Source organism: Alkalinema sp. FACHB-956, assembly GCF_014697025.1.
Taxonomy (GTDB): Bacteria; Cyanobacteriota; Cyanobacteriia; order Leptolyngbyales; family Leptolyngbyaceae; genus Alkalinema.
Window position 1 is genome coordinate 68,680 of record NZ_JACJRC010000021.1, and the last position, 16,668, is coordinate 85,347.

Here is a 16,668-nt window from a genome sequence, read left to right on the forward strand (position 1 = left end):
GGGGATTTGTCAGGGACACTTTATATTCACAGAAGTTTATAGAACATATTCACAGAAGTTTATAGAACTCACATTAGGTTATTCAGATAACCAGCCCCAAAAGGTTGCCACCGTTAAGTTGAGGTGATTGGCAAAAGCAGGACAGGGCAAAATTTGCGCAGGTTCATCAAAGACGGTGAGTTGTTGCTGCGGCAGATAGACAAAAATGGTTTGCTCTGCGGGGTCAATTAACCAGCCCATTTGAGTGCCGTGATTAAGGCAATGCAGAATATTTTTAGTGACCTTGGTTTGGCTTTGATCTGGGGAAAGAATTTCGATCGTCCAGTCCGGCGCGATCGAAAAGGAATTGGCAATTTCCCCAGTTGGATCCCGTGGAATTCTTGCCCAAGAGAAGACTGAGACATCGGGCACGATCGAGCGTTCACCAAATGTACAGCGTAGCTCTGCAAAGGCTCGGCCTATTCGCTGCGATTTGAGACTGCTGTTGACGATCGTAGATAACTCAGTTTGAATAACGCTGTGTTTCCCTTGCGGCATCGGCTTTGGAAGCACTTGTCCATCAATGTATTCGCTGGCAGGTTTAGTTTCTGGCAGCTTCAGAAACTCCGTTAAAGTGATGGGCTTGGATGGAGACTGAACCATAGAGAAATCGATTGATACAGAATTGATTGATCACTGCTACAGATTCGATCCCCCCTGGCCCCCCTTCACAAGGAATGTGGCCAAGTTCTTTCAAAGTCCCCCTTATTTCTTTCAAAGTCCCCCTTATTAAGGGGGATTTAGGGGGATCTTATGGGATGCAATCACAAGTTGATTTGGTATGACATCGGCTCTAAGGAGCGAGATTGATCGAACGGTAATTGAGGGCCGACAAAAAACGCCATCCCTCTAGCGTAATGGCTTTTTTGAGGGATGGCGTGATTCGTTAGTGGGGGAGTAGAGCGGTGAGGGGATTACACCGAACTTGCAACTTTCTCAGCCCCCGCATTGGCTTCTGCGGTGTCCTTCTCCGAGGGGGGAACCACTTGCCAGAACTGCGGCAAGTAAGCCGACCAGTTAGCCAGAATTGCCTGGGCCTTGGGACTGCCGGTGCGATCGGCATGGGCTTGGATCAGACCCTTCAACTGGGCTTCACCTGCGGGGCTCATCACCCGTTGCACACTGACGATTTCCGGATTGACCTTGGCTTGGAAGCTGCCATCCTCATCTAAGAAGTAGGCCAAACCGCCGGTCATCCCTGCGCCCACGTTGCGGCCCACTTTACCCAGCACCACGATCGTGCCGCCGGTCATGTACTCACAGCAGTGATCACCCGTGCCTTCCACGACCGCCTGGGCCGCCGAGTTCCGCACCGCAAACCGTTCCCCAGCGCGGCCATTGGCAAACAGAGTGCCCCCCGTCGCGCCGTAGAGACAGGTGTTGCCGATAATGACGCTCTCTGCGGGGTCGAAGGTCGCCGCTGCGGGGGGATGGATGATGATTTCTCCACCGTGCATCCCCTTGCCCACGTAGTCATTGGCTTCACCGTCCAGGCGCAACGTCATACAGGGCAGGTTAAAGGCCCCAAAGCTCTGGCCCACCGATCCGGTGAAGTGGAGATTAATCTGTCCGCCAAAGCCGTTGTTGCCGTAGCGCTTGGCAATCACGCCCGCCACGCGAGAGGCGATCGTGCGATCGGTGTTGATCGCCTTAAACTGCTTCGTCACCGTTCCCTGCTGTGCGATCGCCGCTTGCAGATCGGCATCGGCCAGCATGTCGTCATCTAGCACGGGGCCATTGCTGTGAACTTCAGCGTGCTGCAACCAGGTGCGATCGCTGCGGGTATCGGGCAGGTTGGTCAGGAAGGACAGATCCAGCGCCTGGGTTTTGGCAATTTGCACACCTTCCCGTACCTTCAGCAGATCCGCCCGCCCGATGATGTCTTCCAGCTTGCGGTAACCCAGTCGGGCCAACAGAGAACGGACTTCCTCCGCCACAAAGATGAAGAAGTTGACCACATGCTCCGGAATGCCGTTAAAGCGCTTGCGGAGTTCTTCCTTCTGGCTGGCGACGCCGACAGGGCAATTGTTGGTGTGGCAAATGCGCGCCATGATGCAGCCCTCTGCGATCATCGCGATCGAGCCAAAGCCGAACTCTTCACCGCCCATGAGCGCCGCCATCACTACATCCCAACCAGTTTTGATACCGCCATCGACCCGCAGAGTGACGCGATCGCGCAGTTGGTTTTCCATCAGGGTGCGGTGCACTTCCGTCAGACCCAATTCCCAGGGACTGCCTGCATGCTTGATCGAGCTGAGTGGAGACGCACCTGTGCCGCCGTCATGCCCGGAAATTTGGATAATATCTGCGTTGGCCTTGGCCACCCCAGCGGCGATCGTGCCGATGCCCACTTCCGCCACCAGTTTGACGGAGACTTGGGCCAGCGGGTTGATCTGGTGCAGGTCATAAATCAATTGCGCCAAATCTTCGATCGAATAAATGTCATGGTGCGGCGGCGGGGAAATCAGCGTCACACCGGGCTTCGATCGGCGCAGCATGGCAATATAGGGGCTGACCTTGGGGCCGGGAAGTTGACCGCCTTCACCGGGTTTTGCCCCTTGGGCCAGCTTGATTTCGATCTGCTTGGCACTCATCAAGTACTCTGGGGTCACCCCAAAGCGCCCGGAAGCCACCTGTTTAATGGCGGAACTGGCGGTATCCCCATTGCGCAGGCCCTTCAGGTAGGGGAAGGTGGGCGAGACGCCATCCACCACATCATCCAGCACCTTAAAGCGCACGACATCTTCGCCACCCTCACCGGAGTTGGATTTGGCTCCGAGGCGGTTCATGGCGATCGCCAGCACTTCATGGGCTTCCCGTGACAGGGCACCCAGGGACATACCGCCCGTGGCAAAGCGATGGCAGATATCCGCCGCTGACTCGACTTCGCTGATGTCGATCGGGGTGCGATCGCTGGTGAAGTCCAGCAAATCGCGTAAAGCCGTCAAAGGCCGCTCTTCCAAATACTTCTGGTACAGGGCGTAGTGGTCGTAGCTCTTCTGATCGACCGCCTTGTGCAGATACTTAGCCATTTCCGGGCTGTTCATGTGGTACTCGCCACCGGGACGGTACTGCACAAAACCGTAGTTTTCCAGTTTCTTCCCGCTCAGTTCAGGGAAGGCTTTGCTGTGGAAGGAGAGGGTTTCGTTGGCCAAATCCGCCAAGGTCAGGCCCCCCAAGCGGGAAGCAGTGCCATTGAACGCCGTATGCAGCAGGTCGCCGCCAATCCCGATCGCCTCGAAGATTTGTGCCCCATGGTAGCTAGCCAAGAGAGAAATTCCCATTTTGGAGAGAATTTTAAACAACCCATCCTGCACAGCTTTGCGGAAGTTGGATTGGGCTCCGGTGAGGCTAACCGACTTCAGCTTGCCCGTTTCCATCAACTTCTGGGTCTTGCCATCATGCCACCAGTGGCGCACGGCTTCCAGCGCCAGGTAAGGACAAACAGCACTGGCTCCATAGCCGACCAAGCAAGCAAAGTGGTGGGTGCTCCAAGCCTGGGCGGTATCGGCCACCAGGGAGGCTTTCATGCGCAACCCTTGGCGGATCAAATGGTGGTGCACAGCGCCCACAGCTAGCATGGGCGGAATGTAGCTGGTTTCCGCATTCAACTGCGCCGCTTGGCCCTGGGGATTGGCCCGATCGCTGAGGATCAGAATTTCTGCCCCCGCTTGCACCGCTTCCGCCGCCTTTTGGCAGAGGGCTGCCACCGCCTGCTTCAGTCCGGCGGGGCCATCGGTGATGCTGTATAGCGTAGACAATGTGGCGGTTTGGAAGCCAGACTGACGCACCCCCTCCAGTTCCGCATCCCCCAGGACCGGGGTTTCCAGGAACAGTTGCTTGGCGTGCTCCGGTGTCGCTTCCAGCAGGTTATGCCGTGCCCCCAAACTCATGGACAGGGACATGACGAGGTTTTCCCGCAGGGGGTCGATCGCTGGGTTGGTCACCTGGGCAAACCGTTGCTTGAAGTAGTCGTACAACAGGCGCGGCTTGGACGACAGCACAGCCAACGGCGCATCATCCCCCATACAGAAGGTGGGTTCTTTGCCCTGGGCTCCCATTTCGTTGATGATCATGTCCACATCTTCCGCCGTGTAACCAAAGGCGGTTTGCAGACGCAGTAGGTCAGCTGCTTCGTAGGTGCGGCTGTCTGCGAAGGGTTGCAGTTGCAGGGTCTGGCGATTTTGCCGTAACCATTCACCGTAGGGGCGTTCGCTGGCGACTCGCTGCTTCAGTTCCCAGTTCTTCAAAATTTCCTGGGTTTCCAGATCGACAGCAATCATTTGGCCAGGGCCAAGGCGACCTTTCTCAATGATGTCTGCTTCCGGCAGATCCACCACACCAGCTTCCGAAGCCACCACAATGTAGCCATCGCGGGTAATGGCGTAGCGGGCCGGTCGTAGGCCATTACGATCGAGGGTGGCCCCGACTTTTTTACCATCGCTGAAGACTAGCAACGCAGGGCCGTCCCAGGCTTCCTGAATGCCGCTGTAATATTCGTAAAAGTCTGTAATTTCGGGATGTTCCAGCAGATCCGGCTGGTTACGGAAGGCTTCCGGCACCATCACCATCAGTGCTTCCATGGGGCTGCGGCCACAACGTACCATCAGTTCCAGCACGTTATCCAAGGTGGCGGAGTCGCTGTTGTTCGGATCGACGATCGGTTTGAGATCCACCATGCGATCGTCCCAGGTTTCATGGGCCAGATCCGCTTCCCGCGCCACCATCCAATTGATGTTGCCCAGCAGGGTGTTAATTTCGCCGTTATGACCCACTAACCGCATGGGTTGCGCCAAGGGCCACTTGGGCATGGTGTTGGTACTGAAGCGGCGGTGATAGACGGCAAACGTTGCGGTGTAGGCCGGATTGGCTAAATCTCGGTAAAACTCGCCCAAGACCGCCGATCGCACCATGCCTTTGTAAATAATGCGTCGGTTGGAGAAGGAACAGAAGTACAGTTCCGTCAAGCCAGCGGCCTTAGCTTGTTTTTCAATGCGCTTGCGGCACAGGTACAGCACCCGTTCCAAGTCATCACCCGTTTGACCGGCGGAGACAATCACCTGTTCGATCTGGGGTTGATTGTCCCGTGCTTGAATGCCGAGAACCTCTGGCTGGACAGGTACCAAGCGCCACCCCACCAGGGTTAAGCCTTCCTCCGCCACCACTTGCTCCGTGATCTGGCGGGCTTGGGCGGCTTGGGCGGCATCCTGGGGCAAAAACACCATGCCGACGCCCGTATTTTGAATCGTCAGGGAGCCTTTACCGGCTGCTAGACTCCATTGATTCAGGATTTCCCAGGGCATACTGGTCATGACCCCGGCCCCATCACCGGAATCTTGGTCTGCACTACATCCGCCGCGATGTTCCATGCAGCCTAGGGCAACCAAGGACTTCTGCACTAGATCGTGGCTGCTTCGACCCTGCCGATCGGTAATGAAACCAACGCCACAGGCATCCCGTTCTTCCACTAGCCAGCGTTGGCCTTTGTATCCACTCAAAGATAAATCCAGTGGAGCATTTAAATTTGAACTTGCGTTACCCATGACATGGCTCATTTCGTTCATTTCACCGAAAAGTTAAGGATTAGGCTTTTACATTCCTAGACAAACTATCCAGAATCAGCGGCATCCTGAATGAAACTAGGGCTATAAAAGGTTGACAGGGATCTTTTAAAAATGGCAGCTAAGGTGCCTTCTACCGGTTGACTGGGACTATCAGGTGAGCATCATTCCTCGATCGGGAACGTGACCTGAATACTCGGTTCAGCAGGAGTGGGGCCGGTTATCGCGAGCCTGCTTGAAGAACTTCCCTCGGATCGTGCAGCCAAAATAAATCGATCGGTCGCAACTTTCTAGGGAGTGCGATCGAACCACTGAAGCTTCTACTCTGTGCCAAACAATTCACGGAGTTTCCCCAATTCAGCCTTGAGAAAAAGCTTTGATCTACTTTGATCCACTAAGTCTCTACAAACAAAGAAGTCTCTACAAACAAGTCTCTACAAACAGACTCATCCTGAAACAATCACCCAATTGACCAGTCTGTGCGCCTCAATGGGGTCACTTTGGAAATACCTAATACCTAGGCTACCCAAAACTAATCAAGGCACAGAGACAGGGGCTAAAAGTAGCTAACTTTAGCCCACACCATCATCTCCCAAACCCGTGGCCTAGCGCAATTGGGGAGTGTTGGTTGACAGTTGAGGGAAATCCATCTCAGACCCAGGAAAATGAATTTCAATATCCTCATCTTAAGGAGTCAGAGTAGAGCATTCTATAAAATAAATCACCCTCTGACAATCCCTTGCCGTGGGTTTGTGTGGTGGATAGGCCATAGTGGGTTCTCCATCATTGGTCGTACCACAGGTGATTCTCAAAAGACGATTGATAGACAACGATTTTCAATCTTTCTCGTAATCGCTTGCATAATGTTTAGGTTTCACAATGTTTTTTTCGGTGTAGCGTTGAAGGACGTGTTGGGGCCTGGGCGATCGTTGAACGGTGTGGTAACTGGATAGTGCACGCTGGATAGCGAGGTTGAGGCTGCTGTCTTGGATGACAATGGACTCGGATCAAGCCTGCAAGCGGTTGCTGTTGTTTAAACACTTGCTGTTGTCTAAACACTTAACTGTTGTCTAGAAACCGTGCTGAGTTGTCTAGAAGCAGCGCTGGCCTAGGGCCGACGATCGTGTCAAAACGTCCACAGATGGGTGATGTTCTCAGGAAATCCAGCAGGAAACACCGTAGTCAGGAGACAGCGCGTCAAAAAGCAGCGCGTCAAAAAACAGCACATCAAAAACAACAGTCATCAACAAGCGTGGATAGGCTTTGTAAGGAGTGGGGCATGAACTTAAATCAGGGACAGTCTAGGCAAACCTTCTCCCTCAAAGGGTTGGGGACAACAATACTCGTCATCGGGCTGGGAATCGGGACAGCTTTACCAGCCTTGGCGGTTCCGCCCAAGCCCCCGAGCTTAGAACAACCGCCCTCGGCTCCTACCCCCAATGCGCCAATGCTGAGATCCCAAACGAATCCATCCTGGATACAGGGGCGGCAAATTTTGCTCAATGGTCGAACATTTAATGCTGCTTGGGGCCAATGGCAAACCTCGACAGGCAATCGCATCGCCCTTTCGGAAGGAGCATTAATGCAGCTAATCGGACTGCGTTTTCTCAGTACCGAAAATCTTGGGCAGCAGCCGATCGACTGGTTTGTAGACCCCCAGCGCCCCCCGGCTCCGCTGCCGGTGCAGCGGATTCCCCCCGTACGCTATCTGGATATCACGGCCTTGGCCAACCAGTGGGGTTGGCAAGTCCAAGCCAAGGGAGAGGTGCTCGAACTGAAAACCCCGAGTGCGGCTTTGGTCAATTTACGTCAAGGTCAGCAGCCTTGGGGGGAACGCCTCGTCGTGGATCTCGATCGCCCGACTCCCTATCAAGTGGATGCCCAAAGCCAGGAATTGTTGATTACCCTAGAGGCCAAAACCGACGCTGCGTTGATCCAACGGTTTAAGCCAACGACCACTGGGATCATTAAGTCTCTGAAACTAGAATCGATGGGCGATCGCACAACCCTGCGCCTCGGCGTGCCCATCACCCAACGGCCCTCCCTATTTACCTTAAGCAATCCTAATCGCTTAGTCATTGACATTGGAGCCTTCCCCCTCCAACCCCTTGATATTGCCTGGGGCAAGGGCTTACGGTGGCGGCAACAGGCGTTAACACTGGGGACAACGCGCTTTCCAGTCATTGCCCTGGAAATTGATCCCAAGCAAACGGGGGTTCGGCTGTTGCCCGTTCTACCCAACTTCCCCACGATCGCCGGAACGGCCAGTCTGCTGCAAACGGCACAACAGTCCCAGGTGAGTGGGGCCATCAATGGCGGATTTTTCAACCGCCTTAATCAGTTGCCGTTGGGTGCAATTCGCTTAAATGGACAGTGGCGATCGGGGCCGATTCTCAATCGCGGGGTCGTCGCTTGGACGGAGCAAGGGCAGTTTCGCTTCGATCGCTATAGCCTCAAAGAAACAGCCATTTTGGCCAATGGGCAACGCTTTCCCCTGACCTATTTCAATAGCGCCTATGTGCAGGCGGGCATTGCCCGGTACAACGCGGAATGGGGCAGTACCTACACCACGCTCTCGGATAACGAAATTCTGGTCACGGTGCAAAATAACCAGGTGACGGAACAAAAAAATGCAGGCAAGGCGGGAGAAACGGTGGCCATCCCGACGGGATCTGCCTATCTGCTGGTTTTTCGATCGAACCGGACGGCGGCAAATCAGTTTACTCCAGGCACCGCAGTACAACTCGATCGGGTGGAATCGATCCCCGGCTTGGAAGCCTACCCCCATATGGTGGGCGGCGGGCCTCTCCTGGTCAAAAACCGCCAAGTTGTTCTCGATCCCGCTGCGGAGCAGTTTAGTGTCGCGTTTGCCCAAGAGCGGGCCGCCCGCAGCGCGATCGGGCAACTGCCTGATGGCAAGATTCTGCTAGTGTCTGTCCATAACCGCGAAGGAGGGAGTGGGCCTAGCCTGGGTGAAATGGCTAGTATTATGCAACAGTTAGGAGCCGTGGATGCGCTGAATTTGGATGGAGGGAGTTCAACAACGCTGTATCTAGGAGGCCAAATTCTCGATCGTCCGCCCCGCAGTTCTGCCCGTGTCCATGAAGCGATCGGCGTTTTTCTTCAGCCTTAATTTTGAATCATTTTGGAGACAGGACTACGTTGCATCCAGTTGCAACACCACTGTAATTCCAGTGAATGCACTCAAAATGCACCAGAATTGCACCGATTTCATGGGATAGTTCAGCATTCTCCATGATTTCTCTTCCGTTGTGGATGTGAGACAACTCATGGGGATAGTCAAGTGCACAGGTGTCTCAGGGATGCTCAGGGATGTCCCACCCCGTTGAATGTTTTTATTCAAACTGATTGGACTTCCACCTCAATTGAGTCCCAATTGAGTCTCAATTCAATGAATCCCATTAAGCCCCCTTGAAGCTGATTTCCTATCCCCGTGAAGAATGGGTGAAATTCAGTGAAATTACTCACTTCGCACTAGTCGCACAGAAACGGGTTTGTTAGGGTGAAAGGGCAAAAGTTTTCGGGCTGTTCTTCGAATTCGTGAAACACTGTCGATCGGGTTCATCGCACCCTGTATGCAAATTCACACAGCCGTTCTCTTCGTGACTCGGTTCTTCGACCGCTCGTAGCTCAACGTTAGGTGACGATCCCTGGGCACAACGAAAGTTTTGAATTTTTACGGTTACAGTTTTACGAATTATTGATTCTAAGGAGTGGAATATAGTGGCTCAACCTCAAGAAATGACTCAAGTTCCCGCCCTCACGTTGTCTACTTCTAATTTGAAAGGCATCGCAGCAACTGAACTCCGTCCCTGGGGGTCGTTCACAATCCTAGAAGAGGGGCGGGGTTACAAGATTAAGCGGATTGAAGTTAAGCCGGGACATCGCCTCAGCTTGCAAATGCACCACCACCGAAGTGAGCACTGGATTGTTGTCGCAGGGACTGCGAAAGTGACCTGTGGAGAAGAGGAATTGACCCTAAGTTCGAACCAATCCACCTATGTTCCCCAATGCACACCCCACCGATTAGAAAACCCCGGTGTGATTTCTCTGGTTTTGATTGAAGTCCAAAATGGCGAATACTTGGGTGAAGACGACATTGTGCGTTTCCAGGATGACTATGCACGGGCAACGCCCGATCGCTAATTTGGTAGTTGATCATTTGACCAATTTCGGGCTACTCATCCATCCATGGTTCGATACGGCAAGCTCCCACGCTGCACGCCCCCCTGAACAATGGACAGGTAAACTATCTTAAACATCAAGAGGGAAGGACCCGGTGCGATCCTTCCCTCTTGCCGCAGAAGGAAAGCGGGTGTGGAATTTCTGGAACGGGTGTGGAATTTCTGGAACGGGTAGTGCAGCGACGGAATCCAAGCAATCTAATCCGCTTTAACTTCAAACACAATCCGCTAGAACGGTCGATCGCTGGAACAGAGAGTGCGCTTGAGGGGGCGATCGTCCATGGGGAATTGCGGCATATTAGGATGGCAACAGTAATGTTTCCCCTTCTAGTTATTCCTCGTTTAAATTCATGGTTTATCTCAGTGCAGCAGCGCTGGCAGAAGTCAAGCGTACTCGGCAGCGACAACATCCTACTGCATACTATTTGCGGATTATGACCCAGGAAGGCGGCTGTTCCGGCTGGAGCTATCGGTTAACTTGGTGCGATAGCCGCGCGTCCGATGACGTAGAACAGCAGTGCGAAGATATCACAGTCATTGTGTCGGCGGCCCAATGGCCTCATCTGGAGGGACTGAAAGTTGACTATGCTGAAGATCTGATGGGCGGTAATTTTCAGTTTGACAACCCGATCGCCACGGCGGTTTGTGGCTGTGGTTTTTCATTTTCGATCAATTCACCATCATAAAGTAGCAATTGGATCCTAGAAAGTTTACCTTTAACTTTTGAGCTTTAACAAATACACCCAAAAAGTTTGACAGGGGTCGTCAAACCTTGGTACCTTTAATATTTGTTGAAAGTTGGAACAAGCAAAAATTTACAGGCAATAAGATGCCCACAATCCAGCAACTCATTCGGGATGAGCGCAATCGCGCTCGAAAGAAAACTAAGTCCCCGGCGCTCAAGGCTTGTCCTCAACGTCGTGGTGTCTGTACTCGTGTTTACACAACAACGCCTAAGAAGCCCAACTCGGCTCTGCGGAAAGTTGCCCGTGTTCGGTTAACCTCTGGTTTTGAGGTGACCGCTTACATTCCAGGGATTGGTCATAACCTCCAAGAGCACTCCGTTGTCATGATTCGGGGTGGTCGTGTGAAAGATCTGCCTGGAGTTCGCTACCATATTATTCGTGGCACCTTGGATACTGCTGGTGTGAAAGATCGCAAGCAGGGTCGCTCCAAGTATGGTGCGAAGCGTCCTAAAGCTGCTGCTAAGTAACGCACATTTAGATGTCGTTTAGATGTCGTTCTTGTTAGGTGACGTGCTTAGGTAACGTACCTTGTTTTAGGTTTGGTCAAGAAAGTGTCTGGGGTTTCCCATGAGTTGCGGACACTTTCTTCAGTCGTACTAGTTCCAGTCACAAACTAGATGGAATTGGTCTGCTAGGTTGCCCATAAAGGATTTTGGTTTCACGAAGGGATTGATGCTGAATTCCGAAGCCATCCTTGGGTTGGGAATACCTAGCTTTTCACTGTGTCTGGGCTGATGATTTCTAGGTCGGTCTTCAGACTGTATTTCTCAACTCTGAAAGGATTCTTATGTCTCGTCGTACGGAAATCAAAAAGCGTCCGATTCCTCCCGATCCTGTCTACAATTCTCGTTTGGTAACCATGACTTCCCGTCGCATCATGCGCAGCGGTAAGAAGTCTTTGGCGAACCGCATTATCTATCAAGCCTTTGACATCATCAAAGAACGCACTGGGGCTGATCCCATGGAGGTTTTTGAGAAGGCTGTCAAGAATGCGACTCCTCTGGTGGAAGTCAAAGCTCGACGGGTGGGTGGTGCAACCTATCAAGTGCCCATGGAAGTTCGGAGCGATCGGGGAATTGCCTTGGCGTTGCGTTGGTTGATCCAGTTTTCGCGGCAACGGGCTGGGAAATCCATGGCGAGCAAATTTGCCAATGAACTGATGGATGCAGCCAACCAAACTGGTAGTGCAATCCGGAAGCGAGAAGAAACTCACCGGATGGCTGAAGCGAACAAAGCCTTCGCACACTATCGGTATTAAAACGTATAGAATCTTTACAGCGTCTTTACTGACGTTATCCCTATCCAACGATCGAGGAGGTAACCGTGGCTCGTACCGTTCCGCTCGAGAGAGTACGAAACATCGGAATTGCTGCCCATATTGACGCGGGCAAGACCACCACAACGGAACGGATTCTGTTCTATTCCGGTGTGGTTCACAAAATTGGCGAAGTACATGATGGTGCTGCCACCACTGACTGGATGGAGCAGGAGAAAGAGCGCGGTATCACCATTACTGCGGCTGCAATCAGTACCCAGTGGACTCGTCGCGATCCAGAACAACCGAATAAGCCTGCTGAAGGTGCGCTGGAACACAAGATCAACATTATTGATACTCCAGGACACGTAGACTTCACCATTGAAGTTGAACGTTCTATGCGAGTACTCGACGGTGTGATTGCAGTTTTCTGCTCCGTCGGCGGTGTACAACCCCAGTCTGAAACGGTGTGGAAGCAAGCCAACCGTTATAGCGTCCCCCGGATTGTGTTCGTTAACAAAATGGATCGGACAGGGGCTGACTTCTACAAGGTTTACGGTCAGATTAAGGATCGCTTGGGAGCCAATGCAATTCCCATGCAGATTCCGATCGGCGCTGAAGATAACTTCAAAGGGATTGTGGACTTGGTGCGCATGAAGGCGTACATCCACAAAGACGATCTTGGCAAGGAAATTGAAGTCACTGACGTTCCTGCTGACCTCAAAGATCGGGCTGAAGAGTTTCGTGTCCAGCTGATTGAAGCCGTGGCCGAAACCAGCGAAGAACTGATGGAAAAATATTTCAGCGGTGAAGAATTCTCCGTTGAAGAAATCCAAACAGCCGTTCGTAAAGGCGTGCTGGATGGCTCGATGGTTCCAATGTTCTGTGGCTCTGCCTTCAAGAATAAAGGCGTTCAGCAACTGCTCGATGCAGTGGTGGATTACATGCCCGCCCCGATCGATGTGGCCGCTATCCAAGGCACTCTGCCCGATGGTTCTGTCGCTGAGCGTCCTGCCAGTGATAATCAACCACTAGCGGCTCTAGCCTTTAAGGTGATGACGGACAAATTTGTAGGTCGTTTAACCTTTGTGCGGGTATACTCGGGTGTTCTCAGCAAAGGCAGCTACATCTACAACACCAGCAAAGGTAAAAAAGAGCGCGTCTCTCGCCTCATCGTCTTGAAAGCCGACGAGCGGATTGACGTGGACGAGCTACGGGCTGGCGACTTGGGTGCAGTCCCTGGTTTGTCTGATACCTTGACGGGTGATACGCTAGCGCCCGAAGGCGATAATATTGTTCTGGAATCTTTGTTTATTCCTGAGCCGGTTATCTCGGTAGCTGTAGAGCCTAAAACCAAGAGCGATATGGAAAAGCTTTCCAAGGCGCTTAAGGCTCTTTCTGAGGAAGACCCCACCTTCCGCGTCAGTATTGATTCTGAAACGAATCAAACCGTGATTGCAGGGATGGGTGAGCTGCACTTAGAAATTCTCGTCGATCGTATGATGCGGGAATTCAAGGTTGAAGCTAACGTTGGTGCACCTCAGGTCGCCTACCGAGAAACGATCCGCAAGCAAGTTCGTGCTGAAGGAAAGTTTGTCCGTCAGTCCGGGGGTAAAGGACAGTATGGTCACGTGGTGATCGAACTGGAACCCGGTGAAGTCGGTTGCGGTTTTGAGTTTGTCTCGAAGATTGTCGGTGGTACCGTTCCTAAGGAATATGTCGGGCCGGCGGAAAACGGGATGAAGGAAGCTTGCGAATCGGGGATTTTGGCAGGCTATCCGCTGATCGACGTTAGGGCAACCTTAGTCGATGGATCCTACCACGACGTGGACTCTTCGGAAATGGCCTTCAAGATTGCCGGTTCTATGGCAATTAAGGAAGCCGTGATGAAAGCTTCTCCGGTTCTCCTCGAGCCTGTGATGAAAGTTGAGGTCGAGGCACCGGAAGAATACCTGGGTACAGTGATGGGGAACCTGATTTCCCGTCGCGGTCAAATTGAAGCCCAGGGTGTGGAACGGGGTACTGCAAAAGTGGTTACCAAGGTTCCACTGGCTGAGATGTTTGGGTATGCGACAGACATCCGGTCTATGACGCAAGGTCGAGGTACCTTTACAATGGAATTCAGCAACTACGAGGAAGTGCCTCGGAACGTGGCTGAGGCCATCATTGCGAAGAACAAAGGGAACGCATAATTTGCAAGAGGAACTGTAGAAAATGGCACGCGAAAAGTTTACACGGACTAAACCCCACGTCAACATTGGTACCATCGGTCACGTTGACCATGGTAAAACCACCCTGACCGCAGCAATCACCTCGACCTTGGCTGCTCTGGGTCAAGCTGCTGCTAAAAAGTATGATGAAATCGACGCAGCCCCTGAAGAAAAGGCTCGTGGTATCACCATCAACACAGCTCACGTAGAGTACGAGACTGCAAGTCGGCACTATGCTCACGTGGATTGTCCCGGTCACGCAGACTACGTGAAAAACATGATCACGGGTGCTGCTCAGATGGACGGTGCTATTCTGGTTTGCTCGGCAGCAGATGGCCCCATGCCCCAAACCCGTGAGCACATCCTGTTGGCTCGTCAGGTGGGTGTACCTCGTCTGGTCGTGTTCCTTAACAAGAAGGACATGGTGGATGATGATGAACTGCTGGAACTGGTAGAGCTGGAAGTTCGCGAACTGCTCAGCTCCTACGATTTCCCCGGTGATGACATTCCCATCACCGCTGGTTCTGCCCTGAAGGCCCTAGAGCAAATGCAGGCTAACCCCAAAACCCAACGGGGCGAAAATGAGTGGGTTGATAAGATCTACGAACTGATGGATTCCGTGGATGACTACGTCCCCACCCCTGAGCGGGAAGTGGATAAACCCTTCTTGATGGCAGTGGAAGATGTGTTCTCCATCTCTGGTCGGGGGACAGTGGCTACCGGTCGGATCGAGCGGGGCATGATCAAGGTCTCCGAAGAAATCGAAATCGTCGGGATTCGTGACACTCGTAAGACCACGGTGACCGGGATTGAAATGTTCCGGAAGCAGCTGGAAGAAGGTCAGGCTGGTGACAACGCAGGTCTGTTGCTGCGCGGTATCAAGAAAGAAGATATCGAGCGTGGGATGGTATTGGCTAAGCCCGGTTCTATCACTCCTCACACCCAGTTTGAATCTGAGGTTTACATCCTCAAGAAGGAAGAAGGTGGTCGTCACACTCCGTTCTTCCCTGGCTATCGTCCTCAGTTCTATGTGCGGACAACCGACGTGACCGGTACGATCAATGCGTTCACCGCTGACGATGGTACCACTGCGGAAATGGTGATGCCTGGTGACCGGATCAAAATGACCGTGGAACTGATCAACCCGATCGCAATTGAGCAAGGGATGCGCTTTGCTATCCGTGAGGGTGGCCGTACCGTTGGTGCGGGCGTTGTGTCCAAGATCCTCAAGTAGAATGACTTAGGATTACTGGGGGAATTCATCGGTTTTCCCCCAGTAACTCCTGTGATTTATGTTTGCTAATCTTTCGTATTTTCGTCAGCGTTGACCTTAGCATTAATCACTACTTTTGTTATTTCAACGCTTGATGTCATCTGAACCTTGACAATATAGATAGGCATTTTCAATGGCAACGATTCAACAGCAAAAAATCCGGATTCGACTCAAGGCCTTCGATCGTCGCCTTCTGGATACTTCCTGCGAGAAGATTGTAGACACAGCAAATCGTACCAATGCAACGGCGATCGGCCCGATTCCCCTTCCTACCAAGCGCCGGATTTATTGCGTCCTGCGCTCTCCCCACGTAGACAAGGACTCCCGTGAGCATTTTGAAACACGCACCCACCGCCGCATCATTGATATTTATCAACCTTCGTCTAAAACGATCGATGCATTGATGAAGCTCGATCTACCAGCGGGTGTTGATATTGAAGTTAAGCTTTAATTACTAACAACATTAATTAGTTGTTTTTTAGGAGACGGCTTTTACCGGGTGAAGGTAAGAGCCGTCTCTAGTCATTGTGTATAGGTTGTTCTAGAACGTCATTTCTCTAGAATGCAATTGGCCTGCACCACAATTTGGCTGGGACATACCCTGAGTGCCTCCATCAAATACATTAAGATTGGATACATTAAGAGATACATTAAGAAAAGTAAGCAACGTCTCCTCTCCTTAGCAATTCCCATGGCTTTCTCCTCGATCGCGGTTCGTGAACTTCCTCTTTTCCCGTTGCCCGGTTTAGTTCTGTTTCCAGGCCGACCCTTGCCGCTACATATTTTTGAGTTTCGTTATCGCATTCTGATGAATACGATCCTCGAAACCGATCGGCAATTTGGGGTTTTGATGTGGGATCAGGTTAAGGGTGAGCCTGCTCTAGTTGGGTGTTGCGCAGAAATTATCCAATTTTATCGCCTGCCCGACGATCGCATGGAGATTTTGACCTTGGGGCAGCAGCGCTTTCGGGTGTTGGACTATGTGCGTGAAAAACCCTACCGCGTTGGACTGGTGGAATGGTTAGAAGATGAACCGACCCAGAAAGATTTGCGGCCCCTGACCCAAGAAGTAGATCAACTTTTGCGGGATGTGGTTCGTCTATCGGCCAAGTTGAGTGGCGAGGCGATGGATTTACCCGAGGATCTCCCGACCACCCCGATCGAACTATCCTACTGGGTTGCCAGCAATCTTCGAGGGGTTCCAGAAGAACAACAAACGTTGCTAGAGATGCAGAATACGTCAGCGCGCTTAGAGCGGGAAATTGAGATTTTGTCCTCGACCCGCAAACACTTGGCAGCAAGAACTGTTTTGAAAGATACTTTGGGCGGAGATTTTCCGAATTAATCCCAAATTCCCCAAGTAGTTCCGCACAACCCGA

At 52.3% G+C, this 16,668-nt stretch carries 11 protein-coding genes; 9 read left to right on the plus strand and 2 right to left on the minus strand.

What is annotated here, in order from left to right; genetic code table 11:
* Positions 1–78 precede the first annotated feature (78 nt).
* The gene (locus tag H6G21_RS19180) at positions 79–642 is read right to left on the minus strand and encodes a Uma2 family endonuclease (RefSeq protein ID WP_190575020.1); all 564 of its coding nucleotides are present in this window, start codon (positions 640–642) and stop codon (positions 79–81) included.
* 311 nt (positions 643–953) lie between these two features.
* A complete protein-coding gene (gltB, locus tag H6G21_RS19185; RefSeq protein WP_190575021.1) occupies positions 954–5,582 on the minus strand; it encodes a glutamate synthase large subunit in 4,629 nt (1,542 codons plus the stop codon).
* A 1,297-nt stretch (positions 5,583–6,879) separates the two neighbouring features.
* Between gltB and H6G21_RS19190 the strand changes: the two genes are divergently transcribed.
* The 9 genes from H6G21_RS19190 to H6G21_RS19230 all read left to right on the plus strand — a co-directional run bounded on the left by H6G21_RS19190 (position 6,880) and on the right by H6G21_RS19230 (position 16,634).
* A complete protein-coding gene (locus H6G21_RS19190; protein ID WP_190575022.1) occupies positions 6,880–8,733 on the plus strand; it encodes a phosphodiester glycosidase family protein in 1,854 nt (617 codons plus the stop codon).
* Positions 8,734–9,320: 587 nt separating this feature from the next.
* Positions 9,321–9,767: a cupin domain-containing protein gene (locus H6G21_RS19195; RefSeq protein WP_190575045.1), complete on the plus strand. Its 447-nt coding sequence runs from the start codon at positions 9,321–9,323 to the stop codon at positions 9,765–9,767.
* 388 nt (positions 9,768–10,155) lie between these two features.
* Positions 10,156–10,491, plus strand: coding sequence for an iron-sulfur cluster assembly accessory protein (locus H6G21_RS19200; RefSeq protein ID WP_190575023.1), 336 nt, complete (start codon positions 10,156–10,158; stop codon positions 10,489–10,491).
* A 143-nt stretch (positions 10,492–10,634) separates the two neighbouring features.
* The gene (gene rpsL / locus H6G21_RS19205; protein WP_190575024.1) at positions 10,635–11,018 is read left to right on the plus strand and encodes a 30S ribosomal protein S12; all 384 of its coding nucleotides are present in this window, start codon (positions 10,635–10,637) and stop codon (positions 11,016–11,018) included.
* A 320-nt stretch (positions 11,019–11,338) separates the two neighbouring features.
* Positions 11,339–11,809 carry a 30S ribosomal protein S7 gene (gene rpsG / locus H6G21_RS19210; RefSeq protein WP_190575025.1) on the plus strand — a complete coding sequence of 157 codons (471 nt, stop codon included), beginning with the start codon at positions 11,339–11,341 and terminating at the stop codon, positions 11,807–11,809.
* A gap of 65 nt (positions 11,810–11,874) precedes the next feature.
* Positions 11,875–13,998 carry an elongation factor G gene (fusA, locus tag H6G21_RS19215; RefSeq protein WP_190575026.1) on the plus strand — a complete coding sequence of 708 codons (2,124 nt, stop codon included), beginning with the start codon at positions 11,875–11,877 and terminating at the stop codon, positions 13,996–13,998.
* Positions 13,999–14,020: 22 nt separating this feature from the next.
* Entirely contained in the window at positions 14,021–15,250 is a 1,230-nt protein-coding gene (gene tuf / locus H6G21_RS19220; RefSeq protein ID WP_190575027.1) for an elongation factor Tu, read from the plus strand.
* 172 nt (positions 15,251–15,422) lie between these two features.
* Positions 15,423–15,740 carry a 30S ribosomal protein S10 gene (gene rpsJ, locus H6G21_RS19225; protein ID WP_018399487.1) on the plus strand — a complete coding sequence of 106 codons (318 nt, stop codon included), beginning with the start codon at positions 15,423–15,425 and terminating at the stop codon, positions 15,738–15,740.
* 240 nt (positions 15,741–15,980) lie between these two features.
* The gene (locus H6G21_RS19230; protein WP_190575028.1) at positions 15,981–16,634 is read left to right on the plus strand and encodes an LON peptidase substrate-binding domain-containing protein; all 654 of its coding nucleotides are present in this window, start codon (positions 15,981–15,983) and stop codon (positions 16,632–16,634) included.
* Positions 16,635–16,668 lie beyond the last annotated feature (34 nt).